Origin of the sequence: Delftia sp. DT-2 (assembly GCF_028401915.1) — a bacterium.
GTDB classification, from domain to species: Bacteria; Pseudomonadota; Gammaproteobacteria; order Burkholderiales; family Burkholderiaceae_C; genus Comamonas; species Comamonas tsuruhatensis.
In genome coordinates, this window is the sequence record NZ_JAQOTI010000005.1 from 345,115 (window position 1) to 370,930 (window position 25,816).

The window sequence follows — 25,816 nt, forward strand, 5'->3', positions numbered from 1 at the left end:
CACTGCGCAGCCCTGCACAATTTCCCGCTTTCCAAGCCACGCCGCCTGCAGTGCGGCAAAGAAGGAGAGGGAGACCATGGATCGTCGATGGATCGCAGGGCTGTCATGGCTCTTCATCGCCTGGTCCTGCCAGGCGCAGGATGGGGGCAAGGCCGACAGGCCCACGCCCGAACAGGCCCGCCAGGAGGCAGCGCGCTGGAGCCACACCGCCGTGGCCCACATCCAGCGAGTGCACCAGATGATCCGGGAGGCACATCCCGCCGTCCTCGACCCTGGCGCAAGTGCTTTCCACCAGTGGTTCAGCGAGGGATACGACCAGGCCATGGCGCTGTCTGGGCGCGCAGCCACGGAACAGCAGGCCTTTGCCGCGCTGCGCTTCTACACCACCGGATACCGGGACGGCCATCTGGCCGTATGGCGCAACCACCATGCCGCCACGCCTGTACGCACGACGTGGGCGGGCTGGGCCGTGCAGCGCCAGGCAGGCCGCTACCGCGTCTCGGGCCGCGCTGCGCAATGGCCGATCGATACGCCGCAGGTGGGGGAGCAGGTACTGTCGTGCGACGGCATCCCCATCGACGATCTGCTCACCGACAAAGTGGCGCCCTTCGTGGACCGGCTCGTGCACCTGGAGGGAACGAAGTCCGATCTGGCATGGCACCTGACCCGCGAATCGCCCAGCGCCCCGCTGTGGGAGCCGCTCAGGGTGCGTCAATGCACGACCCGCTCCGCTGCAGGCGAAATCCGGAGTTTCAACCTGGCATGGCAGCCGCTGGACGACAAGGACGCCCGTGCCCTGGCGCGGCCCCGGGCACCGCGCCAGGGCATCAAGGAAGTGCGACCGGGAGTGCAGTGGATCCAAGCGTCCAACTTCATGCCATCGTCCGAGAAGGCCATGGCCGCCTTCGAGAAAATGCTGGAGGGCATCCGGCAGGCAGGAGATGCGCAGGCCGTGGTGCTCGATGTGCGCGGCAATGGCGGGGGCAACTCCCTGCTCGGCTACCGCATCCTGATTGCCCTGCTGACAGATGCCATCACGGCCGGCGCCACGCAGCACTCCCAAGCCAGGGCTTACTGGCGTGTCTCCGCCATGGCCCTGGAGGCGTTCGAAGAACGCAGGACACAGCTCCTGCGGACGGAAGGAGCCGGCAGCCTGGTCTACCAGTTCACACAGCAGATGGCCTCGCTGATGGGCGATGCCGCATCGCGCGGGGAAGATTTTGTCGAGCAGCCGCAGGTCGATGAAACGCACAAGGAGTTGCAGCAAGACACCGCCGCCGCACGCGCAAACCCCTTCAAGGGCAAGCTGGTGCTGGTCACGGATGCCCAATGCCAGAGCGCCTGCCTGGATTTCGTGAGTGCGGCGCTGCAGATTCCGGGCATCGTGCACGTGGGCAGCATGACCGGAACGGACACGCAGTACACCGACGTGGCCGACAAGGCACTTTCGCCCACAGTGACGTTCCGCGTCCCCCTCAAGGTCTGGAAGAACCACGGGCGCCAGGACAAGGAGGGCAAGCCCTACCTGCCGCGGTTCGTCTTCGACGGCGACCTCGCCGACACCGCCGCCGTGCAGGCCTGGGTGCTGGACAGCATCCTGCCCACGGCAGGAAACATCCAGCTGGATTGAATAGAGGCAGGCTTTGAGGAAATCGGATGATGCGAAGCAGGTCCCATGACGACGCCGTGGCCGAGCTGTACCGCAGCGATCCGGTCATGGCCCATGGCCATCGAGAACATCAACGCCATCCTGGCCAATGGCGACCCGGCAGAGCTGGGGATCGTGATGCGCCAGCTGGCCCTGGCGTACCTGCCCACACAGCTTGCCCCTACTCCGAATACCCCTTGGGCCATCCCCCCGGCCGGTCACAACACTCCTCCCAGCCCAGCTTGCGCGAGGTGTGGCCTATTCCGGGGTTGAAGGTGTTGGTGGGGTCCAGCTCACGGTAGAAGCCTGCCAGCGCGGGCTTGGCCACGTACAAGTGGCCCACGTTGTGTTCGGCCGGGTACTCGGCGCGGCGCGCGTCCAGCAGTTCCCACATTCGGTGCTCCATGGCCAGCGGGTCCACGCCCTTCTTGACGATGTAGTCCTGGTGGAAGACATGGCAGAAGAAGTGGCCGTAGTAGAGCTTGTGGACCATGTCGCGCTCGACCTCGGCGGGCAGTTGCTCCACCCATTCGCGGTCGTTGCGGCGCAGGGCCACGTCCAGGGCCACGATGTCCTCGACCTGGGCGCGGTGCACCTCGCGGTAGCGGATGGCCGCGCCCGCGATGGCGAAGCGGTGCAGGAAGGCCTTGCGCCCCTCGTCGGCATCGCACTCGAACCAGCCGCCCGTGGTGCTGCCGCTGAAGTGCCGCGTGAGGAATTCACGCGTGGCCTCGGCCGTGTCGTTGGACACGCGCACCAGCAGGTGGTGCTCATAGCGGTCGCGCCACTGGCGCATGCGCGCGGGCAGGTGGCTGGGCAGCAGGTTGGTCAGCGCCTGGATCACGCGGTCGGTGACGCCGCGCAGGCCGAAGCGCTCGAAGAAGCCGTCCACGCGGCTCTTGAGGGCGAAGGCGGCCGGCACCCTGGCCGTGCCGAAGCGGTCGATCAGCAGGAAGGTGTCCTTGCCGTATTTCTCGCCGATGTCGTAGGCCGTGCGGTGGATGTACTCGCCCGCGATCGGCAGGCGCGGCAGCGCGGTCAGCAGCTCGCGGCGCACGGCCGTGAGGTCGTCGGGCGCATTGCTGCCTATATAGAAGACGGTGCTGGGCTCCTTGGGAAAGGTGTCCAGCCGCACGGCGAACAGGCACAGCTTGCCGGCCGAGCCCGAGGCCTCGAACAGGCGCGAGGGGTCGGCATTGAAGCGCGCGGGCGTGTCCTCGTCCACGGCGCGCACGGCATCGGCATAGCGCGGGTCGGAGGCGGCGCGCTGCGCATCGTGGGCGATGTCGGACTCGGTGTAGTCGCCGTTTTGCAGCCGCGTGAGGATTTCCTCGGGCGTGCGGCCCAGGGCGATGCCCAGGTGGTTGACGAGTTCCAGCGAGCCGTCGCCGCACACGCGCGCGTACAGCGCCAGTTCGGTATAGGCCGGGCCGCGCCGCACCAGGGCGCCGCCCGAGTTGTTGCAGATGCCGCCCAGCACCGAGGCGCCGATGCACGACGAGCCGATCACCGAATGCGGCTCGCGCCCCAGCGGCGCCAGCGCCTGCTCCAGCCGGTCCAGCGTGGCGCCGGGCAGGCAGACCACCTGGGCGCCGCCGCCAATGACCTGCACGCCGGTGATGCGCAAGGTGTTGATGAGCACGATCTCGCGGTCGTAGTCCGCGCCGTCGGGCGTGGAGCCGCCCGTCAGGCCCGTGTTGGCGGCCTGCATGATGACGATGCGCCCGGCCGCCACGGCGGCCTGCACCACCTTCCACTGCTCCAGCAGCGTCGCGGGCCGCACCACGGCCAGCACCGGGCCCTCGCCCGTGCGGTGGCCCTTGCGGAAGCGGCGCGTGGCCTGGTCTTCGGTGAGCACATGGGCCGCGCCCACGGCCTGGCGCAGCTGCTGCAGCAGGGTTTCGCGGGACACCTGGGGCATGGCGGAGATGGACGGCGCGCTCATGCTTCGCGCACCAGCAGGTCACCGGTGATGTCTGCCACCTTGCTGACGCTGGTCAGCGTCATGGCCACGCGCATCTCCTTTTCCAGCAGCTCCAGCAGGTGCTTGACGCCGGCCTCGCCGGCAGCGGCCAGCGCGTAGATGAAAGCGCGGCCGATCATGGCGCAGTCGGCGCCCAGGGCGATGGCGCGCACCACGTCCAGGCCGTTGCGGATGCCGGAGTCGGCCAGGATCTTGATCTGGCCCTTGACCGCATCGGCAATGGCCGGCAGCGCGCGGGCCGAGGACAGCACGCCGTCGAGCTGGCGGCCGCCATGGTTGGAGACGATGATGCCGTCGGCGCCAAAGCGCACCGCGTCCTTGGCGTCCTCGGGATCCAGGATGCCCTTGATGACCATGGGCCCCTTCCAAAAGGCGCGTATCCATTCGAGGTCCTTCCAGGAAATGGAGGGATCGAAGTTGGCGCCCAGCCAGCCGATGTAGTCGGCCAGGCCCGTGGGGCTGCCCCGGTAGGCCGAGATGTTGCCCAGGTCATGCGGGCGGCCCAGCAGGCCCACGTCCATGGACCAGGCCGGATGCGTGACCGACTGCCAGTAGCGGCGCATGGCGGCATTCGGGCCGCTCATGCCCGAATGCGCATCGCGGTAGCGCGCGCCGGGCACGGGCATGTCCACGGTGAAGACCAGGGTGGAGCAGCCGGCCGCCTGGGCACGCTCCAGCGCGTTCTGCATGAAGCCCCGGTCCTTGAGCACATAGAGCTGGAACCACATGGGGCGCTTGATCCTGGGCGCCACCTCTTCGATGGGGCAGACCGAGACCGTGGACATGGTGAACGGAATGCCATGGGCGTCGGCCGCGCGCGCGGCCTGCACTTCGCCGCGGCGGCGGTACATGCCCGTCAGGCCCACGGGCGACAGCGCCACGGGGATGGACAGTTTCTCGCCGAACAGCTCGATGCTGGTGTCCAGCCGGCTCATGTCCTTGAGCACGCGCTGGCGCAGCGCCACGGCGGCCATGTCCTCGACATTGCGGCGCAGCGTCTGCTCGGCATAGGCGCCGCCGTCGATGTAGTGGAACAGGAAAGGCGGCAGGCGCTTTTGCGCCGCCGCACGGTAGTCGGAGGTAGAGGAGATGATCATGATGGGTGTCTCATGTCTTTCGTATCAGGTCTGAAGTGGGCAGCAGCGCAGGCGCGGCGTCCAGAGGCAGCCGCATGGAGCGCTCGCGCCGCGCGCGGTCCTCGTCCAGGCGCTGGATGGTGGTGCGCACATGCTCCAGGTGCTCGCCGATGCATTCGCGGGCGCGCTGCGGGTCGCCGTCCAGGATGGCCTGCATGAGGCTCTGGTGCTGCACGGTCAGCTCCTGCAGGGTCTGGGGCGCGCTCAGGCGGAACATGTCGTGGCGGTTGCGTTCCACCGTGGACAGCACCACGGTGAACAGGCTGTGCATGACCTGCACCAGCACCAGGTTGTGCGAAGCCTCGGCAATGGCCAGGTGGAACTGCGCGTCGGCGCGCGCCGCCAGCTCGGCGTGGCCGCTTTGCTGGTGCTGGATCATCACCTCGAAGCAGCGCTGGATATGGTCCTTGTCCTGCGGCGTGGCGCGCTGGGCGGCCAGCCAGGCCGTGCTGGTCTCCAGCGCGTGGCGGGTTTCCAGCACGTCGTAGCGGTAGTGGGAGTCGGACTCCATCAGGCCGGCCAGCGGCCGCATGGCGTCCTTGAGCCAGTCCGCAGGCTCGGCAGCCGGCGCCGGCTCCTGCAGGTAGGTGCCATCGCCGCGCCGCGCCACCAGCACGCCCTGGCTGGTGAGTTTCTGTATCGCCTCGCGCACCGAGGTGCGCGAGACGCCCAGCTCGGCCGCCAGTTGCCGCTCCGCGGGCAGCCGCTGTCCGGGCTGCACTCCGCTGGCCTGCACCAGGGCAAGCAATTTCTCGACAACTTGATCGGCAACGCGCATGGGGATTCTCAGAATTGGTTTTCAGTGATTCACGGCGCTATGCGCCAGCCTCATCGCATGAAACCCGCACTGCCCAAGCCAGGGACACCGAGCAAGGGCCGCCCCGCCGCGAGGGTGTCGTCCCCCTCCCCCGCGAAGCGGGTAGAGAGGCGCCGTGCCACGGGGGGAAGGCGCGCAGCGACTCAGGGGGTGTTTCATGTCAATACCCCGGAATCATCCACGTAAACACATAGGCTTGCAGCGTCGTGATCACCCCGATGATCACGGCGAACATCAGGCTGTGCTTGACCGTGAAGCGGAACAGGTCCGACTCGCGCCCTGCCAGGCCCACGGCCGCGCAGGCAATGGCGATGGACTGGGGCGAGATCATCTTGCCCGTCACGCCGCCCGTGGTGTTGGCCGCCACCGTGAGCACCTGGGGCAGGCCCAGCTGCTGCGCCGTGGTGGCCTGCAGCGCGGCGAACAGCGCGTTGGCCGAAGTGTCCGAGCCCGTGAGGAACACGCCGATCCAGCCCAGGAAGGGCGAGAAGAACGTGAACGCCTGGCCCGTGTGTGCCAGCGCCAGGGCCAGCGTGGCCGACAGGCCCGAGTAGTTGGCCACGAAGGCGAAGGCCAGCACCATGCCGATGGAGTAGATCGGCACGGCCAGTTCCCTGAAGGTCTCGCCCAGCGTGGCCACGGCCTTGGCCGGCGACAGGCGCGTGAAGGTGATGGTGATCAGCGCCGCGATCAGGATGGCCGTGCCGGTGGCCAGCAGCCAGTTGAAGGTGTAGACCGCGCCGTAGGGCGCAGCGGCGGCCACGACGGGGGGCGTCTTCTCCACCAGGTTGTGCAGGAAGGGCACGGGGATGTTGATGACGGTGGAGGCCAGCGGGCCGCCTGCGGCGAACAGCGCCTTGAAGGGCTTGATGCTCCAGACCGTCACCATGGCCGTGAGGATGATGAAGGGCGACCAGGCCTTGATGACGGCACCGGCCGTCAGCGGTGCACCGGAAGCGGCGGCGGGAGCCTTGACCGCCTTGGCTGTCTTCGCAATGGCAGCAGCCTTGCCGCCCTCGCCTTCCGTGTCGAAACGGAAGATGCGCTTGGGTTGCCAGACCTTGAGGAACAGCGTCAGCGCCACCAGCGAGACGATGGCCGAGGTGATGTCCGGCAGCTCGGGGCCGATGTAGTTGGCCGTGAGGAACTGCACCAGGGCAAACGAGCCGCCGCCCACCAGCACCGCAGGCCAGGTTTCCTTGACGCCGCGCCAGCCGTCCATGATGGCCATCAGCCAGAACAGCACCAGCACCGTCATGAAGGGCAGCTGGCGGCCGGCCATCTGGCCGATGGCGAATGCATCCACGCCCGAGACCTGCCCCGCCACGATGATGGGAATGCCCATGGCGCCGAAAGCCACGGGCGCCGTGTTGGCGATCAGGCACAGGCCCGCCGCATACAGCGGCTTGAAGCCCAGGCCCACCAGCAGCGCGGCAGTGATGGCCACGGGCGCGCCGAAGCCGGCCGCGCCCTCCAGGAAGGCGCCGAAGCAAAAGCCCACCAGGATGAGCTGCAGCCGCTGGTCGGGCGTGACCGACAGGATGGACGAGCGGATCACGTCGAACTGCCCCGTCTTGACCGAGATCTTGTAGAGGAACACGGCCGCCACGATGATCCAGGCGATGGGCCACAGGCCGTAGAAGAAGCCGTACACGGCCGAGGCCAGTGCCGCGCTCACGGGCATCTTGTAGAACAGCAGCGCCACGCCCAGCGCCAGCGCCACGGTGACGGTGCCAGCCTGGTAGCCCTTGAGACGGAACCTGGTCAGCGCCAGGAAGAAAAAGATGATGGGAATCAGCGCGATCAGCGCCGAGATCCAGATGTTCCCGGCGGGATCGTAGTTCTGCTGCCAGATGGTTTGCATGACCGTGTCTCTAGATGATGGGGAGGGCGCGGTAAGCGCCCCTTGTCGGCCACTCCCTCTCGTTGCAGCGTTGGCATGCGGTGCGATCCGCACAGGATGTCTGCTGGCTGGCTGCAACGGTGTCTGGGAGTGTTCCCCGCGCTGGCGCCTTGTGGGCCATTGGAAAATTGGTCCAACCAATTAAGCCAAAATTCAGACCATTGCGCGAAGTGGTGCGATTCTCAGAGCTTTCAAGTGGGCAGATGAACAGGGTAAACACCTAAAAGAGTGCAGATAATGCACCACGATGTTTATTGGTCAGACCAATCATGAATGTTTTGGTGCAACGCATGCTCAAGTCCCCGGCCAAGCAAGGCCCCAGGCGGTGCACAAACGCAGCGCTCGCGGGAAAAAGATCGGCGGCAGCGCTGTGCCCGCAGGTCCGGCGCTCATGCCTGACGTCCCCAACGGAAAAGCCCGCTCCCTACAATGCAGCCTCAGCGGTCGGTGTACCGCCCTTGTATCTTCGGCGCCCGGGTCAGCCCCGGGCGCCTTATTAAACCGCCGTGTATCCGGACGGCGGTGGCTGATTGAACGGAGCCCATCCATGAACCACATTCCTGCGCGCCGCTCGGCGCTGCGCCAGGCGGCTGCCTGCGTGCTGGCCGCCTCCTCCCTGTCCAGCCTGCCTGCGCTGGCCGCCGAACCCGCCGTGCTGCGCGTCTCGGCCATCCCGGATGAAGCTCCCACCGAGCTGCAGCGCAAGTTCGAGCCGCTGGGCAAGTACCTCTCGGCCCAGACCGGCATGAAGGTGGTGTTCACGCCCGTGACCGACTACGCCGCCGTGGTCGAGTCGCTGGCCACGCGCAAGCTGGACCTGGCCTGGCTGGGCGGCTTCACCTTCGTGCAGGCCAAGATCCGCACCAACGGCACGGCCATCCCCATCGTGCAGCGCGAGGAAGACGCCAGGTTCACCTCCAAGTTCATCACGGCCAACCCCGCCATCAAGACCCTGGCCGACCTCAAGGGCAAGAGCTTTGCCTTTGGCGCGCCCTCGTCCACCTCGGGCAGCCTGATGCCGCGCTTTTTCCTGCAGCAGGACGGCATCGACCCCGAGAAGGACTTCAAGACCGTGGCCTTCTCCGGCGCGCATGACGCCACCGTGGCCTTCGTGGCCGCAGGCAAGGCCGAGGCCGGCGTGCTCAATGCATCGGTCTGGGACAAGCTGGTGGAGAGCAAGAAGGTCGATACCAGCAAGGTGCGCGTGTTCGCCACCACGCCGCCCTACTTCGACTACAACTGGACCGTGCGCGGCGACCTGGACCCGGCCCTGGTCAAGAAGCTGACCGACGCCTTCCTGGCGCTGGACCCGGCCAAGCCCGAGCACAAGGCCATCCTGGAGCTGCAGCGCGCCGCGCGCTTCGTGCCCACCCAGGCCTCGAACTACGAAGGCATCGAGGCTGCCGCCAAGTCGGCCGGCCTGCTCAAGTAAGCCGCAGCAGGCGCAATCCATGAGCTTTGAACTGGAAGGCGTGGGCCTGACCCACGCCGGCGGCGGCATTGCGCTGCGCGGCGTGACGCTGGCCGCACGCCAGGGCGAGGCCATTGCGCTGATCGGCCCCTCGGGCGCGGGCAAGACCACGCTGCTGTCCGTCATCGGCACGGCGCTGGCGCCCAGCCAGGGCCGGCGCAGCGTGCTGGGCGACGAGGTGCCTGCGTCCAGCGCGGGGGCTCCGCGGCTGCTGCGCGCGCGCATCGGCACGGTGCACCAGGCGCCGCCCATACCGCCGCGCCAGCGCGTGGTCACGGCCGTGCTGGCCGGGCGCCTGGGCCGGTGGCCGGCCTGGAAGGCGCTGGCCTCGCTGCTGTACCCACAGGACACCGCCGGCGCGCGCGAGGCCCTGGCCCGCGTGCAGCTGGCAGACAAGCTGTTCGCGCGCTGCGACCAGCTCTCGGGCGGGCAACTGCAGCGCGTGGGCATTGCCCGCGTGCTCTACCAGCAGGCCGAGCTGATCCTGGCCGACGAGCCCGTGGCCGCGCTGGACCCGGCCCTGGCCCTGTCCACCGTGCAACTGCTGGTGCACGAAGCCGCCGCGCGCGGCGCCACCCTGGTGGCCAGCCTGCATGCCGTGGACCTGGCGCTGGCCTGCTTTGCGCGCATCGTGGGCATCCGCGATGGTGCCATCGCCTTCGACCTGCCGGCGGCAGAAGTCACGCAGGAACACCTGCGTGCGCTGTATGGGTCCGAGCATCCTGGCGATGATCCCTCCCGCCCCGCGTGGACACCCGCGCCCGCCGCCTTTGCCGCACCGCTGTCCGCATCCGCATGCCGTTGAGTTCCGATCTGCACGCGCTGCGTGATCCCGCCGCGCCCCGCCGCCTCGGCGCCCTGGTGCTGGCCGCTGTCGTTCTATGGCCGCTGTTCCAGGGCGCGGGCTTCAGCCTGGGCGCGCTGTTCGATCCCGGCAACCTGCAGGTCATCGGCCGCTTTCTGGCCACCTTCCTGCCGCCCGAAACCGGGCGCGACTTCCTCGGCTACCTGGGCCGCGCCACGCTGGAGACCCTGGCCATTGCCACGGCCGGCATGGCCCTGGCCTTTGTGCTGGCCGTGCCGCTGGCCTACCTGGTCACGGGCGCCGCGCGCGAGCGGCGGGCGCTCAACCCCGTCACGCGCGGCCTGCTCACCATCCTGCGCGGCGTGCCCGAGCTGGTCTGGGCCCTGGTCTTCGTGCGCGTCTTCGGCCTGGGGCCGGCCGCTGGCGTGCTGGCCCTGGGCCTGACCTATGGCGGCATGCTGGCCAAGGTCTATGCGGAAATCCTGGAATCGGCCGACCCCGCACCCGCGCGTGCCCTGGCGCAGGCCGGCGCGCGCCGGCCGCTGGCCATGCTGTACGGCCTGCTGCCCCAGGCCGCGCGCGAGCTGACCTCGTACACCGTCTACCGCTGGGAGTGCGCCATACGCGCCTCGGTGGTCATGGGCTTTGTGGGCGCGGGCGGCCTGGGCCAGCTCATGGACCAGGCCATGAAGATGCTCAACGGCGGCGAGGCCAGCACCATCTTGCTGACCTTCATGCTGCTGGTCTGGGGCGCCGACCTGCTCTCGCGTGGCCTGCGCCGCGCGCTGGACACGCCACCCGCCGCGCGTGCCAGCGCCTGGGGCTGGCGCAGCGCCCTCGCCTGCGCCGCCCTGGCGCTGGGCGTGGCCGCCAGCTTTGCCATGCTGGAGATGGACCTGCCCTCGCTGTTCACCGGCGCGGCGGGCCGGTCCATGCTGGAATTCGTCATCAGCTTCTTCCCGCCCGACACCAGCGCCGAATGGCTGCGCAAGGTGGCCGTGGGCGTGTGGGAGACGCTGGCCATTTCCGTGGTCGGCACCCTGCTGGCGGCCGTGCTGGGCCTGCTGCTGGCGCTGCCGCGCTGGCGCGCCCCCTGGAGCCTGGTGCTCAACGTGCTGCGCTCCGTGCCCGAGCTGGTCTGGGCCACCATCACCGCCCTGGCCGTGGGCCTGGGCCCGTTCGCAGGCGCGCTGGCGCTGGCGCTGCACACGGCCGGCGTGCTGGGGCGCCTGTATGCCGAGGCCCTGCAGAACCAGCCCGCCGCCCCCACCCAAGCGCTGCGCCTGTCCGGCAGCGGCCGTGCCATGGCCTTCCTCTACGCGACGCTGCCCGGCGCCGCGCCGCAGTTGCTGGCCTATACGCTGTACCGCTGGGAGATGAACATCCGCATGGCCGCCATCCTGGGCTTCGTGGGCGCGGGCGGGCTGGGGCAGTTGCTGTACTTCGAGCTGTCGCTGTTCCACTACGCCCAGGCCAGCACCGTCATCATCGCCATGCTGGCGCTGTCCGTGGCCGTGGACTGGGCCAGCGCGGCGCTGCGCAGGCGCATGGGTTAGGTGGCGGGGGCCGCGGCGCCGTCACCCTCCACCTCGACCAGGTAGTCGATCAGCGCCCGCAGCTTCAGCGGCACATGGCGCGTGGGCGCATAGACCGCATGCACCACGCGCGGCGCGTACTTGCCGCACAGCGCCCAGCCCGGCAGCACGGGCGCCAGCTGCCCGGCCTGCAGCGCCGCCTGCGCCGCAAAGTCCGCTACCACGCCGATGCCTGGCCCCTGCTGCAGCGCCTGGATGATGCCCAGGCTGCTGGCAATGGTGATGGGCGTATTCACCAGCAGACGCGTAGCGGGCGCAGCCGGCTGGTGCCCAGCGCGCTGCGGACGCAATTCGACCTCGTTCTGGAACTGGCCGTAGCCCAGGCTGATGAAGGGATGCGCCAGCAACTGCTCAGGCGCACCGATGGCCTCATGCCGCGCCAGGTAGCCGGGTGTGGAGACCAGCACATAGCGGATGGTCTTGAGCGGCCGCGCCACCAGCCCCGGCGCGATCTGGCCCGGCACGCTGATGCGCAGGCCCAGGTCCAGCCCCTCGGCCACCAGGTCCACCATGCGGTCCGTCATGTCCACCTGCACCTGCACCTCGGGCCAGCGCGCGCAAAAGCCCGGCAGCAGCGGTGACAGCCAGAGATCGCCCAGCACGGCCGGCGCGCTGATCTTCAGCAGCCCGCGCGGCTGCTGGCGCAACTGGCCGGCCAGCGCCTGCACGGCCTGGGCATCCTCCACCAGCCGCAGGCAGGCCTGATGGATCTCTGCCCCCGCCTCGGTCAGCGACAGCGAGCGCGTGGTGCGCTGCAGCAGCCGCAGCCCGAAATGCGCCTCCAGCCGCCCCACGCTGCGGCTCACGGCCGAAGTCGTCAGCCCCAATTGCCGGGCCGCGCCCGCAAAGCTCTGGTGCTCCACCACGCGGGCGAAGACCAGCATTTCATCCAGGGGCATGGCGGTATCGGGCAAGGCGCTACTCCGGTCTTTGTTGCATGTCAGGCAATAATAATTTGAATGACTGGTAGATTGTTGATTGATTGCAGGGTCCGCAAGATATGGCCATGCGCTCCATACCGAAGCGCGCCCAGGAATCCACACCATGTCCCACAGCCCCAGCCTCACATCTGCAACCTCAACCACGCGGCCCCGAGCCAGCCAGGGCGGCACCTGGCGCATGCTGCTGGCCATGGCGCTGTCGGGCACCATCGGCCTGCTGGTCGTGGAAAGCGCGCTGCCGCCGCTGCTGGTCGTATTCGCCCGGTGCGTGCTGGGCGCACTGGGCCTGGGCCTGTGGCTGGCCTGGCGGCGCGAATGGGTCGCCCCTCAAGGCCGTGAATGGCTGTGGCTGGCTGGCGGCGGCATCGCCCTGGTGCTCAACTGGGTCGCCCTCTTCAGCGCCTACCACTACAGCTCCATCGCCGTGGCCACCGTGGTCTACCACGTGCAGCCCTTCATGCTGCTGGCTCTTTCGGCGCTGCAGGGCGAGCCCGTCGAACGCCGCAAGCTGCCCTGGCTGCTGCTGGCCCTGTTGGGGGTGGCGCTGAGCAGCGGCCTGGTCGGGCTGGATGGCATGGATGCATCGCATGCTGGAACAGGCGCCTGGATAGGCGTGGCCCTGGCCCTGCTGGCCGCCGCTCTCTACGCAGGCACCACGGTGGCCACGCGCCGCCTGGGCCACATGCCCTCGGCCCAGATCGCCATGCTGCAGATGCTGGCGGGCGGACTGGTGCTGAGCCTGTGGGCCCTGCCGCTGCTCACCCATATCGCCGCAGCCAGCCCTCAATTGCTGTCAGCGCGCGCCGCCTCCATGGTGCTGACCCTGGGACTGGTCCATACGGCCTTCATGTACACGGTGATGTATGCCGCATTCCAGCGGCTGCCGGCGCCCGCCATTGCGGCACTGTCCTTCGTCTACCCCGCCATGGCCTTGCTGGTGGATCTGGTCTGGTTTGGCGCCGTGCCGTCGGCGGCGCAGTGGGTCGGGATGGGCTGCATTGTGGTGGCGGTGCTGGGGCACCGGCTCACGGGCCAGTCCTAACGGTCCAGCGCAACCAAGCCGAACGTAATCTGGTGCGAACGCCCAGGTTTTCCGGAGCAGGATCAGAATCGTTTTCGGCCTGATCGGAAAAACATGATCGACATCAAAACCCCAAAACCATCATCCTCGTCAAGAGAAATCCACTACCCCAATAGCGGATTCTCAAAATAGACGAGAGAGTTCAAATTTACCGTGCGGAATAGCATGCACCCTGCAAAATTCGTGCAATAGAGTAACTGCAGGATCAGAGACAAAGGTCTTTACCCCAAGATCCTGAAGTTACCACGGATTTTAAGGAAACCAGATCAACCGGAAACTGTCAATCATCAATTTTTCTTGATGATGTAGCTGGGGCTGGTAACAATGTTCGCATAAGGATCAATCCTCATGCAATTGGAGGATGAGGGGTTTGTGCTCAGAGTCGTCCATCCGGCAGGACCTGGCTCACAGGCCTCAAGCTGGTAACCCGAGGGCGCATTGCTGATGAAGGCATGTGTCGTGTTCAGAGCCCACGTGATACCGCCTACACTACTGTGCAGTGTGCACTTTCCGCCAACAGCTTTCTTGACCCAATGCCCCGGCGCAGGATTGGCTCCATTACACTCAGTTCTTGTCTGCAACGTATATCCGCCATCCAGCCACATATAGGCATGGTTTTGCAGCAACAACGGTGGCTGTCCATTTTCGTTGATGAAGTAGGCTACGATTTTATGCCTTTTCCCGTCACGTTCGGCATATGGCACATCCAGAGTTCCACTGAAACCGTGCACACCGGAGTCTCCGCATATATTTCCTACCGCCTGCTCGCGTGGGATATTTGCATGCAAAGCACCTAGGAATTTATTATCTGCACTACCGCTCCAGAAGTGAACCCATCCGGAAACGCCAGGCGTTGCCGGATTACACGCCCATCCTTCTATGTGAGCGCCATCGGTATAGGTATTGGAAGTGGAACCGATCCACCCTTCCGCCAATGCATTCGACGACAAGAAAGAAGCAAAAACTACCGCACAACCAACATATGCAATCTTCATTACGGAAATCTCCTCAAGTACAATAATTTTAAAACCACACCGACTTAATTTTATTTTTTCAACTCCTTTCATTTCATGCGATCAGTATATTTTCCCATATACCATTCCCACTGAGTTTCAAAAATTATTTGGCACACTCACTTAAGACACCGAACAAGCATCATTGCTCTGTCGTATTTTTCTCAACTGCGTCGAGGCGACAAGCCTAACTCGGTATGAAGATTTTTGCAAACCCCCATTTTTTCCCTGGACAAACAGTTAGCAAGCCAATAATTATCCAACATGCAAAATAAGCACTCACTCACCACAATACAATCTATAGCCTTGACTGTGGGTGCCACAAGCACGAATGCAATGCAAGCCCCATTCACTCATCGTTTCCTTACCAAAGGCGAAGTGGGGGTATCGAGGGCGAATGGCACGACCATGCATCTCACGTCCCTCATGGAGATGGTCATGTTGAGGTCATGTTGACGAAAGAGATTCTCTATGAATACGATCGGTGCGATCGACGAAGAGATACAACATCTCACTTTCAGGCCAGCCAATGACATGGGCATCTGCCGCAAATATGGTGGTGCACTGCCTCAGTTCGCCGGGCACAACAATAGGACAACTGATTTCCCGGGGCGACGAGGTTATGGCAAGCGCCTTGTACCGTATGCACATTTCACCATGCCCTCCCACGTGCATCTCTTCATCTTGCTCTCCCGCTGAATGTGGCTCTACGCACGATCTCTACGCAGAGGGGCGGCACGGATACTTCGCGTGCCGGATGCGGTGCGTGCCCGATCCAGCCTGCCGCACTTTCCTTTATCTATCCGGCCATGATATTGCTGGTAGACCTGACCCGCTTCACCGTCGGGCCATGGGCCACGCAATGGGCCGGCATGGCCAGCACCATGGCAGCAGTGCTGGCGGCCGGCTGGTGGAAATAACTGAAAGCTGACACCCCAAGACTGCGTTGCGGGAACACCAGGACAATCTGAGCCAGCCATAGAAACCGTTGAAATCTCTGAACCTTCTTGGTGACCACCGGCTTCCAGGCAAAGCCAATACTTATAAAGGCCCGTCCATGTTCTGCCTGAAGCGAAATCTCCCCGTCTGAGGCCGCGTGCTGCGCGGCGCCGCCGCCCTTGCCCTCTTGCTCGCCGCCATGATGCTGGACAAGCTGCCCCTTCTGCCCAGGATCGCTGCTTTAATGGCGCCCAATGGCTGCTGTCCGGACGTTCTGCGCGCTGGCTGATGGGTCTTCTTCAAACCTGTTAGCAAGACGACTGCAAAAGCTCAGGCCCGGATGCAACTTCCCGGCCTGCGAAAGCGTCCTTGACAGACTGGATATCAGGTACCGGCACCATATCCAGGACTGCACCTGCGGCTTGCAAGGCGAAATTTATCTAATACAACTAGACGTGAACCGACAATAGGTTGTTTGCAGATTTGAGCCTGGACATCAGGACGACGCCTCCGATGTCGCTGTGCAATCTCTGCCTGTTGTAGGTGCTGCCAGATAGAAAAGGCATGAGTCCACTCGGCTGAGTTCAGGTACGCCCAGCCATAGTCTCATTCGCGAAGCATCCACTGAATGAACTTCTCGACCTTGCCATTGGTCTGCTGCCGGCGCATCCAATTGCGGCGCTTTTATGGGTCACCGCGCAGGCCGGTGCACTTCGCTGGCACTGGGCGTGACGGAATGCAGGACATTTCTGCGATTCATCAATCCTTCATGAACCCAAGTCAATTGTTTCAACATATTTCAATCAACAAAGTCTGTCGTACATTTCGAATTATTTCTATCTAATAAACCTGTATGCTGTGCCGGTTTTCCAGCCAGCCGCAACCAACCAGTCGGAATAAAGAGGGAGAAATAATTGGCCACTATCGAAAAAGGATTGATGGTAGACAAAAGCGTCGAAGTCAAGACCTATCCGTCCATAGAGCACGGCGCCTTGCTGTCCGTCACCTCCATCGTGCTGCACCGCACTGACTCGTCCACGGCCGCCAGCGTGCTCAATGCCTACAAGAGCGGCCAGAAGACGGGGGCGCACTTTCTGATCGAGAAGGACGGCAAGATCTACCAGACGGCCAGCCTTGAGCGCATCTGCTGGCATGTGGGAATTCTTCAGCCGCGCTGCGTCAACGAGAGCACCTGCGATCCCACGGAACTCAAGAACATCAATGCCCTGCTGCACCAAAAGGGCCTGAGCTTCAGCAAGCGGGCCAAGAATGTGTCATCGCACGAGAACACAAAGGCCTATCCGTTGCGTTATCCGGCCAACAGCGACTCCGTTGGCATCGAGGTGGTGGGCCGCTTCCTGCCATCGACCAAGGATTACGAGGCGCCCACCCAATCGCAGCTGTTCCAGACCAAATGGCTGACCCAGCAAGTGGTGGACCACTACAAGCTCAAGCTGCTGTCCGATGTCTACTCCCACGGCGCCATTGCCCGCAAGGAGGCGACCGAAGGCGCCCAATTGCTGCGCTACATCTTCACGGGAGCCTGAGCCATGCCATCCAGCCAGCTTTTCAACAACCCCTCTCGCAGCCTGCGCATTGCCGCCTGGGTTGCCGTGATGCTGTGCCTGCATGCGCCGCTGCAGGCCTCATCTACTTCCGCATCCACGCCCAAACACGCGGCCAAGGCGGCACCCATTTCCGTCATCGGCCCGGTCACCCGTTCCGTAGGCTCGGGCGAGACCATGGGCTGCGAGAAAGTCAGCCTGGACGCCACCGACGTGGCCCGCTATTTCGCGACGGCAAAGCAAGTCTCGGCTGGCAGCTTCCACGAGGAATCCATCATCCTGCCCTGCAGTTTCAGCGGACGGCTGCTGCGCTCGGGCAAGGTCTATGAATGGAACATCAACGCCGCCGGCGCCGGCTACCTGCGCAGTGAAGATGGTGAACAGGACCTGCGCTACCTGTGCCGCAAGGCCTGCGAGAAGGCATTGCCGCAGTTGACGGGGCTTTGACCTGTTGTTCAGACATTGTCTGCACGGGCGTCTTATCGCTCCCATTGAGTGGTGCCCCATCCTCCTGTCAAACACAGCGGATACGATGGCGCCTCCCACAATATTCCCAACAGACCATGGAACGACTGATTTCCCAAGGAATGCATGCCCTCAGCCAGGGCGACCACGCGCGAATGCATGCGCTATGGTCTGGCACCACGGTTTTCAGCCATCTGGACAATGAAGCGATTGCCAGCCTCTTGACCAGCATTCAGGCCACTGCCGAATCAGGCCAGGGTAGCGAATGGTCATGGCTGATGCTGTGCCTGGTGTATCTCGATTCCAGTGACCAATTCACCGAGGACCGCAGTGCGGCATTGCGCCAGGTCGTCGAATGGGCGCAGCGCGCACTGGCAATGTCACCAGGCAATGCCTATGGACACCGCTATTTGGGCAGTGCCCACTATTGGCTGGACGAACCCGAGCCCGCGCTGGCCGCCTACCGCAAGTCTCATGCCTTGCAGCCCCAGGCGGACTTGCAAGCCCGCATTTTCGAGATGGAGCATGCCGTGCCCTGGCGCAGCATCTTTTCCTATCCCGAGTTGGCTGATAGCCCGGCGGCACCCGACTACTACACGGCCGGCGTGACCGTGGGCAAGTGGAAGCGCCCCGACACGGATGCAGCGGCCCTGCAGGAAATCGAACGCCTGCAGACCACACTCTACGAACGCTGTCTGGAGCGCTTCGCCAGCGCCGGCACGCCGGCAAACGGCCGGGAGGCCGCGCCCGCCGCGCTGGACATCCACACCTATGCCATGTGCTGCAACAACCTGGGCGTGCTGTACAACGCGCAGGAACAGTACGAGCAGGCGGCCGCCGTCCTCGAAGCCGGGCTGCAGCAGACCTGTTTCCGGGCCCTGCTGGAAAACCTGCGCCATGCCTATCGGCAACTGGGGAACCGCAAGCAAGCCACCGACCTGTCCCTGCTGCTGATGGAGGACTACGCGCTTGATACCGGCCTGTATCTGGACTGCGCGCAGACCGCATGCGCCTATCTCAACGAGACCAGCCACCACCAGGACGTCCTCGACATCGTGGCCGAAGCCGAGCGCCGCTATGCGCAGCTTTCGTCTCAGCAACAGCAAGCGCCATGGGAAGTTCGCAGCATGAGCTTCGTTCATGCGCACAAGGTCACCGCCCTCAGGGCCCTGGGCCAGCTCAAGGCCTCGCACCTTCAGCCTGAACTGGTCGAGATCGCCCTGCGCCACGATCCGGGCGATGCCCAATTGCTCGGCATACGCGCCCACATGCAGGGAGCCCGGCAGCAGGTGGGTGGAAAAGGCGGATTCTGGTCGCGCCTGTTCGGCTGAGCCACACCGGGCGACCGGGCCACCAAGAAATGTAGGGCACCCAAGATGCTGGCAACCCTCAAAAGACCCCCAGCGCCAGCCCGGCCCCCATCGCCTCCCCCAACGCCCGGCACTGCTCCAGCTCAGCTGCGGCAATCCGCTTGGGTGCCAGGATGGCTTCGGTGGTCTGGGCGTGGGTGCAGATGATCAGGGGCTCGGCCACGGGCTTGAGGCGCCAGCCGGTGGCGATGCGGGCGATCTGGCGGGCGGCGTTCTGGCCGTCGCTGCCCGCGCAGATGAGGCTGGCATAGGGCCGGCCATTGAGGTGCTCCAGCGCCGCGTAGTAGCTGCGGTCGAAGAAGTCCTTGAGCTGGCCGCTGATGGCGGCCAGGTTTTCCGGGGTGGCGAAGAGGTAGCCGTCGGCGGACAGCACATCGTCGGGGCCGGCCTCGGAGGCATGCAGCAGGCGCACCTGCACGCCCTGGCCTTCGGCCGCTGCGCCGTCGCGCGCGGCCTCGGCCATCTGGCGGGTGCCGCCGGTCATGGAGTGGTAGACGATCAGCAGGGTCTTGCTTGCGTTCATGCCGCGAGCATAGACCGATGGAGGGAGAACCGGGCCGCTCCCGCCACGGTGCGGGTCAGGTAACCCCCCTGCCGGCCCCATCCGTCAGCGATGCCACGGAAGGCCTGATCCATTGCGGATCATCGAGCTGCCGTTGAATGCAGTCGCGCAACCATTGATGCGCGGGATCCGCCTGATGGCGCGGATGCCAGGCCATGCGCATGGGCTGCACCTGCACGTCGATGGGCAAGGCAAACACCACCAGCCCCAGCGATGCGGCCATGCCATGCGCCGTGCGTGTCGGCACGCAGGCCACCAGGTCGGTGCGGGAGGCCGCAATCAGGGCCGAGAACGAACTGGGCACCAGCAGCGCCAGTTGCCGCTGCAGGCCCAGCGCCTCCAGGGCAGCGTCCACGGGCGAGCTTTCACCCGGGCGCTGGGTGATGCCGACGTGGCGCGCGGCGGCGAACTGCGCGGTGCTCAGCCGTTGCGACTTTCTGGCGGACTTCAACAGGGGATGGCCGGCGCGCACGACGCCCACCAAGGTCTGCTCCGATATCACCAGGCTCTCGGTTTCCGGGTCCATGCTGCGAAAGCTGCCCACATCCAGGTCGATGCGGCCTTCGCGCAGGGCCCCCGGGTCGGCATGGGTTTCGGGCAGGAACTGCAGGCTGGCCAGCGGCATTTCCGCCTCCAGCGCACGCGAGAGGCTGGCACCGAAGACGACGGCAATGCCTTCGGGCGCCCGCACCACGAAGCGGCGGCGCAGGCCCGCCAGTCCTCCCGCATCGACAGGGTCCTGCAGCGCCCGCGCCTGGGCCAGCAGCGCGCGCACCGGCTCCGCCAGGGCCAGGGCGCGCGGCGTGGGCACCAGGCTGCGGCCCGCACGCACCAGGATGGGGTCGCCAAACGCCTCCCTGATGCGTGCCAGCGTATGGCTCATGGCGGGAGTGCTCAGGTGCATGCGCCCGGCCGCCTGCGTCACGCTGCCCGTGCTGAGCAAGGCATCCAGTGCAATCAGCAGGTTGAGGTCGTATGTGTTCGCCATGCGAAATCATACGTTCAATACATTGCACTGTACAAAACCCACACCACTCCCGACACTGGCGGCCGTTGCCTCAACCCAAGCCCTCGCCGCTGCACGCCCATGACGCCCATGTCCACAACCTCGCTGACTTCCCCGCCCGGTCGGCGGAACCTGCCCCTGCTTTGCTTCGCCATGCTCGTGCTGACGCTCGTCCTCGCGGCCCTGGACCAGACCATTCTTTCGACCGCCCTGCCCGTGATGGCCCGCGAACTGCCGGGCCATTGGCCGCTGGCCTGGGTGTTCTCGGCCTATCTGCTGGCGGCCACCGTGGTGATTGCGCTGTACGGGCGGCTGGCCGATGTGCTGGGCAGAAAGCCCATGCTGCTGCTGGCCATCGGCCTGTTCCTGGCCGGCTCCCTGGCCTGTGGTGCCAGCCATGACCTGCAGCAATTGGTGTTGGCGCGTGCCCTGCAGGGCGCAGGCGGCGGCGGACTCATGACGCTGACGATGCTGACCCTTGCCGACCTGTTTGCGCCTGAGCAACGGGCCCGCTACCAGGGCCTGCTGGGCGCCGCCTATGGCGTATCGACCATGGTCGGCCCGCTGCTGGGCGGGGCGCTGGTGGAGCATCTGTCCTGGCACTGGGCGTTCTGGCTGAATGTGCCGCTCGCAGGGCTGGCCTGGGGAGTGCTGGCATGGGCGCTGCCCCCCAGGGCGGCTGTGCCGGAGGCTGCCGCCGAGCCCCGGCCCCGCCAGCGCATCGACTGGCTGGGTGCCGTGTTGCTGGCCGCAGCCCTGGTCAGCCTGCTGCTGGCCACCCAGCACAGCCATCTGAATCTGCCAGAGCAGCTGTCGCTGTGGGTGTTGCTGGCCCTGGGCGCCAAGTTCGCCCTTGCATTCTTCGTGCGCCAGCGCCGCGCCACCCATCCGCTGCTGCCGCTGTCGCTGTTTGCCCACCCGGCCTACGCGGCGGTCAGTTTCCTAGCCCTGTCCACGGGCGTTGCGCTGTATGCGGCCGTTGTCTTCCTTCCGCAGTATCTGCAGATCGGCCTGCACCTGTCGCCTACCGGTTCCGCCTGGCACCTGGCGCCACTGATGGCCGGCATCACCGCAGGGGCCATTGGCAGCGGCCGGCGCCTGCGCGCCCAGACGCCAGCCGCGTCGCTCGCCCGGGTGGCCTGCGTGCTGATGCTGCTGTCGTTCGGACTGATCACCGCAGCCTTGCACTGGCTGCCGCAGGCACCGCTGGCCCTGTCCGCAGGACTGCTGCCGCTAGGCCTGGGACTGGGGCTGATGTTTCCCATCATCACCGTGGTGGCGCAGCGTGTGTCGCCGGCCCGGCACCTGGGCATTGCCACGGCGGCACCCGTCATGCTGCGCAGCCTGGGCGGCGCCGCCGGCGTAGCCTTGCTGGCAGCCCTGCTCACCCATTTGATGAAACAGGAGCTGGCTGCGGCCAGCCCCCTGGCCGCACAGGCCGATGCCGTCACCGCCGCGCTGGGCCACGGGCTGCAGGCCATCTTCGGCTGCGCGGCGCTGGCGGTTCTGGCGGCGTTGGCTGCCTGCCGATGGCTGCCGGCGCGCAAAGCCGCAGCGCGTGACGGCCAGGAAGCCCCTGCGGCACAGAGCGCCGCCATTCGTTCGGCTACGGAAGGCGCCTAGGCCGCCCGGTGCCTCAGAAATGCCTCAGAAATCCACCGAAGCCGACACCACGAAGGTGCGCGGAATCATCGGCGAGACGGCGCCCCAGGACGTGACGCCGGCCCAGGCCTTGCGGTCGGCCACGTTCTGCACCGTGGCGCGCAGCGTGGTCTTGCGGCCTGCGATGCGGGTGGCATAGCGCAGGCCCAGGTCGGTGCGTGTCCAGCCCGGGATGCGCAGGCGGTTGGCCTGGTCCACGAACTGGGCGCCGGTGTAGGCCAAGTCGCCGACCAGGGTCAGGCCCGCAAGGGCGGGCACATCCCATTCCACGCCCAGGTTGGCCAGCAGGCGCGAAGTGCCGATGGGCCGGTTGCCCACCAGCGCAGGCGTGGCCGAGCGCGTGATCTCGGGCTTGAGCCAGGTCACGCCACCGAGCAGGCGCAGGCCGCGCGCGGCCTCGCCGTAGGCATACAGCTCCATGCCCAGGTTGCGCTGCTCGCCGTTGGTCTTGTAGACGCCCTGGTCCAGGCCACCGCTGGGTTTTTCAATGCTGAACAGGGCGGCCGTGGCCATGAAGCTGCCGAAGTCGTACTTGCTTCCCACTTCGTACTGGCGGCTCTTGTAGGGGCGCAGCACCTCGCCGTAGTTGCTGGCGGCGGGCGGCGCGATGTCGCCCTTGCTCAGGCCCTCGATGTAGTTGGCGTAGAGGCTCCAGTTGGGCGCCTGGCGCCAGACCACGCCCACGGCGGGCGTGGTCACGCTCTCGTCGTAGACATTGGCGGCGCCGCCCGTGAGCACGTTGTAGTTGGTGGACTTGATGGCCTGGTGGCGCAGGCCCAGCGACAGTTGCAGCCTGTCCTGCAGCAGCGAAAGCGTGTCCACCAGGGCCAGGCTGGTGTTGCGGTTGTCATGAATGCGCGGAATGGCCGAAGGCCGCGCAATGCTTTGCGGCGCGTGGGCAACAGGCGCATAGATGTTGGACGCCACCGCCGAGCCCGCCTGCAGCGCACGGTGGAAATCCTCGCGGTAGCTGGCCAGCTGCAGCGTGACCGAATGCTTGACACCGGCCAGCGCAAAGCGCGAGCGCAGGCCCGCGTCGATGGTGCTGCGGTCCACGTCGAACACCGCATAGGTGGGCGTGATGCTGGTGGCACCCGCCGCACTGGTCAGGCGCGGGGCGGAGTCATAGATGCGGTCCACATTGGCGCGCGACTGGCCGATGTTGGCGAACAGCGTGAGCTGCTGCGTGAGGTCCAGCTCGGTGCGCAGCAGCACGGCGCGCTCGCGATTCCTGGACCATTCCCAGGGCTGGGTCACGTTGAGTGTGCCGTCGGGCGCAGCAGGCATGGAGGAGAGCCCCGTGGGCATGATGGGCCGGCCCACGCCGTCGATGCGCTCGTCCTGCGAGAGCAGGTCCAACGTGGCGCGGAAGCGCTCCACCTCGTAGTCCAGCGCCACGGCCAGCACATGGCCGTCGGTGCTTTGATGGTCCATGGACGTATCGCCGCCGTACTTGCTGGCGTTCACACGGATGCCGTACTGGGCCTCGTCGCCAAAGCGCCGGCCCACGTCGGCATGGGCACGCCAGAGGCTGTCCGAAGTCCAGCCCGTGGCCAGCCGCGCCACATCTTCATTGGCGCGCTTGGGAGCGATGTTGATCACGCCGCCCACCGAGCCGTTGGGCGACATGCCGAACAGCAGCGCGCCCGGCCCCTTGACCACCTCGATACGGTCCACGTACTCGGTGCGCACGCGGTAGTTGGGGGCAATGCCGTAGATGCCGTCAAAGGCGATCTCGCCCGAGTTGCCCTCCCAGATCGGAAAGCCCCGGATATAGAGGTTGTCCACGTTGCCGCCCGGCAGCACGGTGTAGCGCACGGAAGGGTCGCGGTTCACCGCCTCGGCAATGGTGCCGGCCTGCTGGTTGCGCACGGCCTCGGACGTGTAGCTGGTGGTGCTGAACGGCGCCTGCATGTTGCCGGTATTGCCCAGCACGCCCAGGCGCACGCCCTTGGCCACCTGCCCGCCGGCGTAGGGCGCGGGCAGCAGGCTCACATACTGGTCGCCGGCCGTGACGGTGATCTCGGACAGGCGGTGCGCGTTCTCCGGCGCGTTGGCGGCAGTGGGAAGCAGGGTCAGCGTACCGCCCTCGATGCGCCCCTGCAGGCCGCTGCCCTGCAGCAATGCCGCCAGGCCCTGGCGCACATCGTGGCTGCCGTTGAGCGCCGGGGCCTGCCGGCCCTGCACCAGTTCGGAGGAGTAGGTGAGCTGCAGCCCCGCCTGGCGCGCAAACTGGCTCAGCGCCTGGGCCAGCGGCTGGGCCGGCACGTCGAAGGACACCGATTGCGCGGCGGCCAACTGCAGTTGCAGGCCCAGCACCAGGCCTGCACATGCATGAAAAACCGCTGTGCGGCGGAGGCGGAATCGGAATCGGGAGGACTTGGGAGCGGACATAAGGACTTTCTGGAAGACAGGCTCATTGCGAATCGCCGGCACAGGCAGGGCGCCCGGCCTTTCATATGCAAATACGAGTCACTCCCAAAAACCCTGAAAAAAACCTCACGGCTCCGCGCGCCCGCCGCGCCGCGCAATCCGCAGGCCGCCGTCGTCCAGCACGCTGACCTGAACCGGCGCGAACTGCGGCAGCCCGCGCAGCCAGCGCTCGGCCTGGGCAATGCGCACGTGGCCGCTGATGGCCAGTTGCGCTGCGCCCTCCTCCACCACCAGGCGGCGCCGCGTGTAGCGGCCCAGCCGGTGCACGACGCGGCCCAGCGGTTCCTGCTCGAAGACCAGTTCGCCCTCGCGCCAGGCCGCGGGCCGTTGCTGGAGCTGCGGCTGCCAGGCAGCGCCATCGGCATTTCCTTCGCCGCCGTCCAGGGGAATGCGCAGCGACTGGCTGTCCTGCAGCAACTGGCTGCGTCCGGTGGCCGCATGCTCCACCCGCACCTGGCCCGACTCCACCTGCACGCGCACCGCATCGGGCTCCAGTTCCACGCCAAAGCGCGTGCCCAGCACGGTCACGCGCAAGGGGCCGGCCTCCACCACAAAGGGCCGTGCCGCATCGCGCGCCACGGCAAAGAAGGCGGCGCCTTCCTGCAGCCGTGCCTGTCGCAGGTCGGCACGGTAGGTCAGCGCCACGCGGCTGGCGGCGTCCACGCGCAGCACGCTGCCATCGGGCAGCTCCAGGCTGCGCTGCACGCCCGTGGCGCTGGCCAGTTCACCTTGCCACAGCACGCGGCGGCTCCACATCTGCCAGGCGGGCCAGGCCGCGCAGGCCATGCCGGCCACGCCCAGCAGCGCGCCCAGGGCACGCCGCCGCCGCTTTCTGGAAGAGGCCTGCAAGCCCGCCTCCACCCCGCCGCGCCAGCGCAGCAAGGCGGCTTCCAGGCAGGCATCGGCCTGCATCAGGTCACGCTCCACGGTGTTCAGGGAGACCTGCAGGCGCCGGGCGATGTCGGCCTGCCGCTCGCCATGCAGGCGGTGGGCCAGCAAGGCGGCCTGCATGCGCTCGGGCAGGTCTGCAATCGTGCGCTCCACCACGGCCAGTGCCTGCCGGTACATGGCTCGGTCGGCCACATCGCCTTCGGCCTCGGGCTGCAATTGCGCCCAGTCGTCCATGCAGCGCTGCTGCGCACCGCGCTGGCGCAGCCTGTCTATCGCCAGATGCTTGGCCGTGGCAAACAGGTAGGCCCGCGCGGCTTCGAGCGTGGGCGAGCTGCCATCGGGCAGCTGCGGCGGCGCATCGGCCAGGCGCAGCCAGGTTTCCTGGGCCAGTTCCTGCGCCTCATCACGGCTGCCGGTCTTGCCGGCCAGATAGGACACCAGTTGCTGCTGGCAGGCACAGAAAAGCTGGTGCCAGCGCGCAGCGGTCCAGGAAGCGGAAGGGGTGGGCATGGCCGGGGGGAGGTGATGA

At 66.3% G+C, this 25,816-nt stretch carries 20 protein-coding genes; 10 read left to right on the plus strand and 10 right to left on the minus strand.

Annotated features, from left to right (window positions below; all coding sequences use genetic code 11):
- Positions 1 to 76 precede the first annotated feature (76 nt).
- Positions 77 to 1,630, plus strand: a complete 1,554-nt coding sequence (locus tag PO605_RS11110; RefSeq protein ID WP_047470444.1) for a S41 family peptidase — start codon at positions 77 to 79, stop codon at positions 1,628 to 1,630.
- A gap of 199 nt (positions 1,631 to 1,829) precedes the next feature.
- Here PO605_RS11110 and dld read toward each other — a convergent pair whose 3' ends face one another.
- From dld to lldP, 4 genes are all read right to left on the minus strand, one after another.
- A complete protein-coding gene (gene dld / locus PO605_RS11115) occupies positions 1,830 to 3,593 on the minus strand; it encodes a D-lactate dehydrogenase (RefSeq protein WP_272206496.1) in 1,764 nt (587 codons plus the stop codon).
- The gene (gene lldD, locus PO605_RS11120) at positions 3,590 to 4,729 is read right to left on the minus strand and encodes an FMN-dependent L-lactate dehydrogenase LldD (protein WP_016446782.1); all 1,140 of its coding nucleotides are present in this window, start codon (positions 4,727 to 4,729) and stop codon (positions 3,590 to 3,592) included. The genes dld and lldD overlap by 4 nt, the downstream gene beginning before the upstream one ends.
- Before the next feature lie 10 nt (positions 4,730 to 4,739).
- Positions 4,740 to 5,546, minus strand: coding sequence for a transcriptional regulator LldR (lldR, locus tag PO605_RS11125; RefSeq protein WP_016446781.1), 807 nt, complete (start codon positions 5,544 to 5,546; stop codon positions 4,740 to 4,742).
- A 199-nt stretch (positions 5,547 to 5,745) separates the two neighbouring features.
- Complete coding sequence (gene lldP, locus PO605_RS11130) at positions 5,746 to 7,449, minus strand: L-lactate permease (RefSeq protein ID WP_047473857.1); 1,704 nt, start codon at positions 7,447 to 7,449, stop codon at positions 5,746 to 5,748.
- 586 nt (positions 7,450 to 8,035) lie between these two features.
- Between lldP and PO605_RS11135 the strand changes: the two genes are divergently transcribed.
- The 3 genes from PO605_RS11135 to PO605_RS11145 are packed head-to-tail and all read left to right on the plus strand — an operon-like array spanning position 8,036 to position 11,320.
- Positions 8,036 to 8,920, plus strand: a complete 885-nt coding sequence (locus PO605_RS11135; protein WP_047473856.1) for a putative selenate ABC transporter substrate-binding protein — start codon at positions 8,036 to 8,038, stop codon at positions 8,918 to 8,920.
- 19 nt (positions 8,921 to 8,939) lie between these two features.
- Positions 8,940 to 9,764 carry a phosphonate ABC transporter ATP-binding protein gene (locus tag PO605_RS11140; RefSeq protein WP_272206497.1) on the plus strand — a complete coding sequence of 275 codons (825 nt, stop codon included), beginning with the start codon at positions 8,940 to 8,942 and terminating at the stop codon, positions 9,762 to 9,764.
- Complete coding sequence (locus PO605_RS11145; RefSeq protein WP_016452889.1) at positions 9,755 to 11,320, plus strand: PhnE/PtxC family ABC transporter permease; 1,566 nt, start codon at positions 9,755 to 9,757, stop codon at positions 11,318 to 11,320. The genes PO605_RS11140 and PO605_RS11145 overlap by 10 nt, the downstream gene beginning before the upstream one ends.
- On the opposite strand, the gene PO605_RS11150 is transcribed toward PO605_RS11145, so the two are convergent.
- On the minus strand, positions 11,317 to 12,258 hold the full coding sequence (locus tag PO605_RS11150; RefSeq protein ID WP_047472162.1) for a LysR family transcriptional regulator: 942 nt from the start codon (positions 12,256 to 12,258) through the stop codon (positions 11,317 to 11,319). The genes PO605_RS11145 and PO605_RS11150 overlap by 4 nt on opposite strands.
- A gap of 145 nt (positions 12,259 to 12,403) precedes the next feature.
- Between PO605_RS11150 and PO605_RS11155 the strand changes: the two genes are divergently transcribed.
- The gene (locus PO605_RS11155; protein ID WP_047472161.1) at positions 12,404 to 13,342 is read left to right on the plus strand and encodes a DMT family transporter; all 939 of its coding nucleotides are present in this window, start codon (positions 12,404 to 12,406) and stop codon (positions 13,340 to 13,342) included.
- Between the two features lie 326 nt (positions 13,343 to 13,668).
- On the opposite strand, the gene PO605_RS11160 is transcribed toward PO605_RS11155, so the two are convergent.
- Positions 13,669 to 14,448, minus strand: a complete 780-nt coding sequence (locus PO605_RS11160; RefSeq protein ID WP_227468592.1) for a hypothetical protein — start codon at positions 14,446 to 14,448, stop codon at positions 13,669 to 13,671.
- Positions 14,449 to 14,865: 417 nt separating this feature from the next.
- On the opposite strand from PO605_RS11160, the gene PO605_RS11165 reads away from it, so the two are divergent.
- The 4 genes from PO605_RS11165 to PO605_RS11180 all read left to right on the plus strand — a co-directional run bounded on the left by PO605_RS11165 (position 14,866) and on the right by PO605_RS11180 (position 18,694).
- Positions 14,866 to 15,093 carry a hypothetical protein gene (locus PO605_RS11165; protein ID WP_151019911.1) on the plus strand — a complete coding sequence of 76 codons (228 nt, stop codon included), beginning with the start codon at positions 14,866 to 14,868 and terminating at the stop codon, positions 15,091 to 15,093.
- Positions 15,094 to 16,271: 1,178 nt separating this feature from the next.
- Positions 16,272 to 16,880 carry a peptidoglycan recognition protein family protein gene (locus PO605_RS11170; protein WP_047472159.1) on the plus strand — a complete coding sequence of 203 codons (609 nt, stop codon included), beginning with the start codon at positions 16,272 to 16,274 and terminating at the stop codon, positions 16,878 to 16,880.
- Positions 16,881 to 16,883: 3 nt separating this feature from the next.
- Positions 16,884 to 17,345, plus strand: a complete 462-nt coding sequence (locus PO605_RS11175) for a hypothetical protein (protein ID WP_047472158.1) — start codon at positions 16,884 to 16,886, stop codon at positions 17,343 to 17,345.
- Between the two features lie 239 nt (positions 17,346 to 17,584).
- Positions 17,585 to 18,694 carry a hypothetical protein gene (locus PO605_RS11180; protein WP_272206498.1) on the plus strand — a complete coding sequence of 370 codons (1,110 nt, stop codon included), beginning with the start codon at positions 17,585 to 17,587 and terminating at the stop codon, positions 18,692 to 18,694.
- Between the two features lie 58 nt (positions 18,695 to 18,752).
- On the opposite strand, the gene PO605_RS11185 is transcribed toward PO605_RS11180, so the two are convergent.
- Together PO605_RS11185 and PO605_RS11190 are read right to left on the minus strand one after the other, a co-directional pair.
- Positions 18,753 to 19,256 (minus strand): flavodoxin family protein, encoded by a 504-nt coding sequence (locus PO605_RS11185; RefSeq protein ID WP_047472155.1) that lies wholly within the window; start codon positions 19,254 to 19,256, stop codon positions 18,753 to 18,755.
- 55 nt (positions 19,257 to 19,311) lie between these two features.
- Positions 19,312 to 20,283 carry a LysR family transcriptional regulator gene (locus PO605_RS11190; RefSeq protein WP_272206499.1) on the minus strand — a complete coding sequence of 324 codons (972 nt, stop codon included), beginning with the start codon at positions 20,281 to 20,283 and terminating at the stop codon, positions 19,312 to 19,314.
- Between the two features lie 171 nt (positions 20,284 to 20,454).
- On the opposite strand from PO605_RS11190, the gene PO605_RS11195 reads away from it, so the two are divergent.
- Positions 20,455 to 21,924 (plus strand): MFS transporter, encoded by a 1,470-nt coding sequence (locus tag PO605_RS11195; protein ID WP_272206500.1) that lies wholly within the window; start codon positions 20,455 to 20,457, stop codon positions 21,922 to 21,924.
- Positions 21,925 to 21,948: 24 nt separating this feature from the next.
- On the opposite strand, the gene PO605_RS11200 is transcribed toward PO605_RS11195, so the two are convergent.
- Positions 21,949 to 24,282 carry a TonB-dependent receptor gene (locus PO605_RS11200; protein ID WP_047475161.1) on the minus strand — a complete coding sequence of 778 codons (2,334 nt, stop codon included), beginning with the start codon at positions 24,280 to 24,282 and terminating at the stop codon, positions 21,949 to 21,951.
- Between the two features lie 180 nt (positions 24,283 to 24,462).
- Positions 24,463 to 25,797 carry a sigma-70 family RNA polymerase sigma factor gene (locus PO605_RS11205; protein WP_047471071.1) on the minus strand — a complete coding sequence of 445 codons (1,335 nt, stop codon included), beginning with the start codon at positions 25,795 to 25,797 and terminating at the stop codon, positions 24,463 to 24,465.
- Positions 25,798 to 25,816 lie beyond the last annotated feature (19 nt).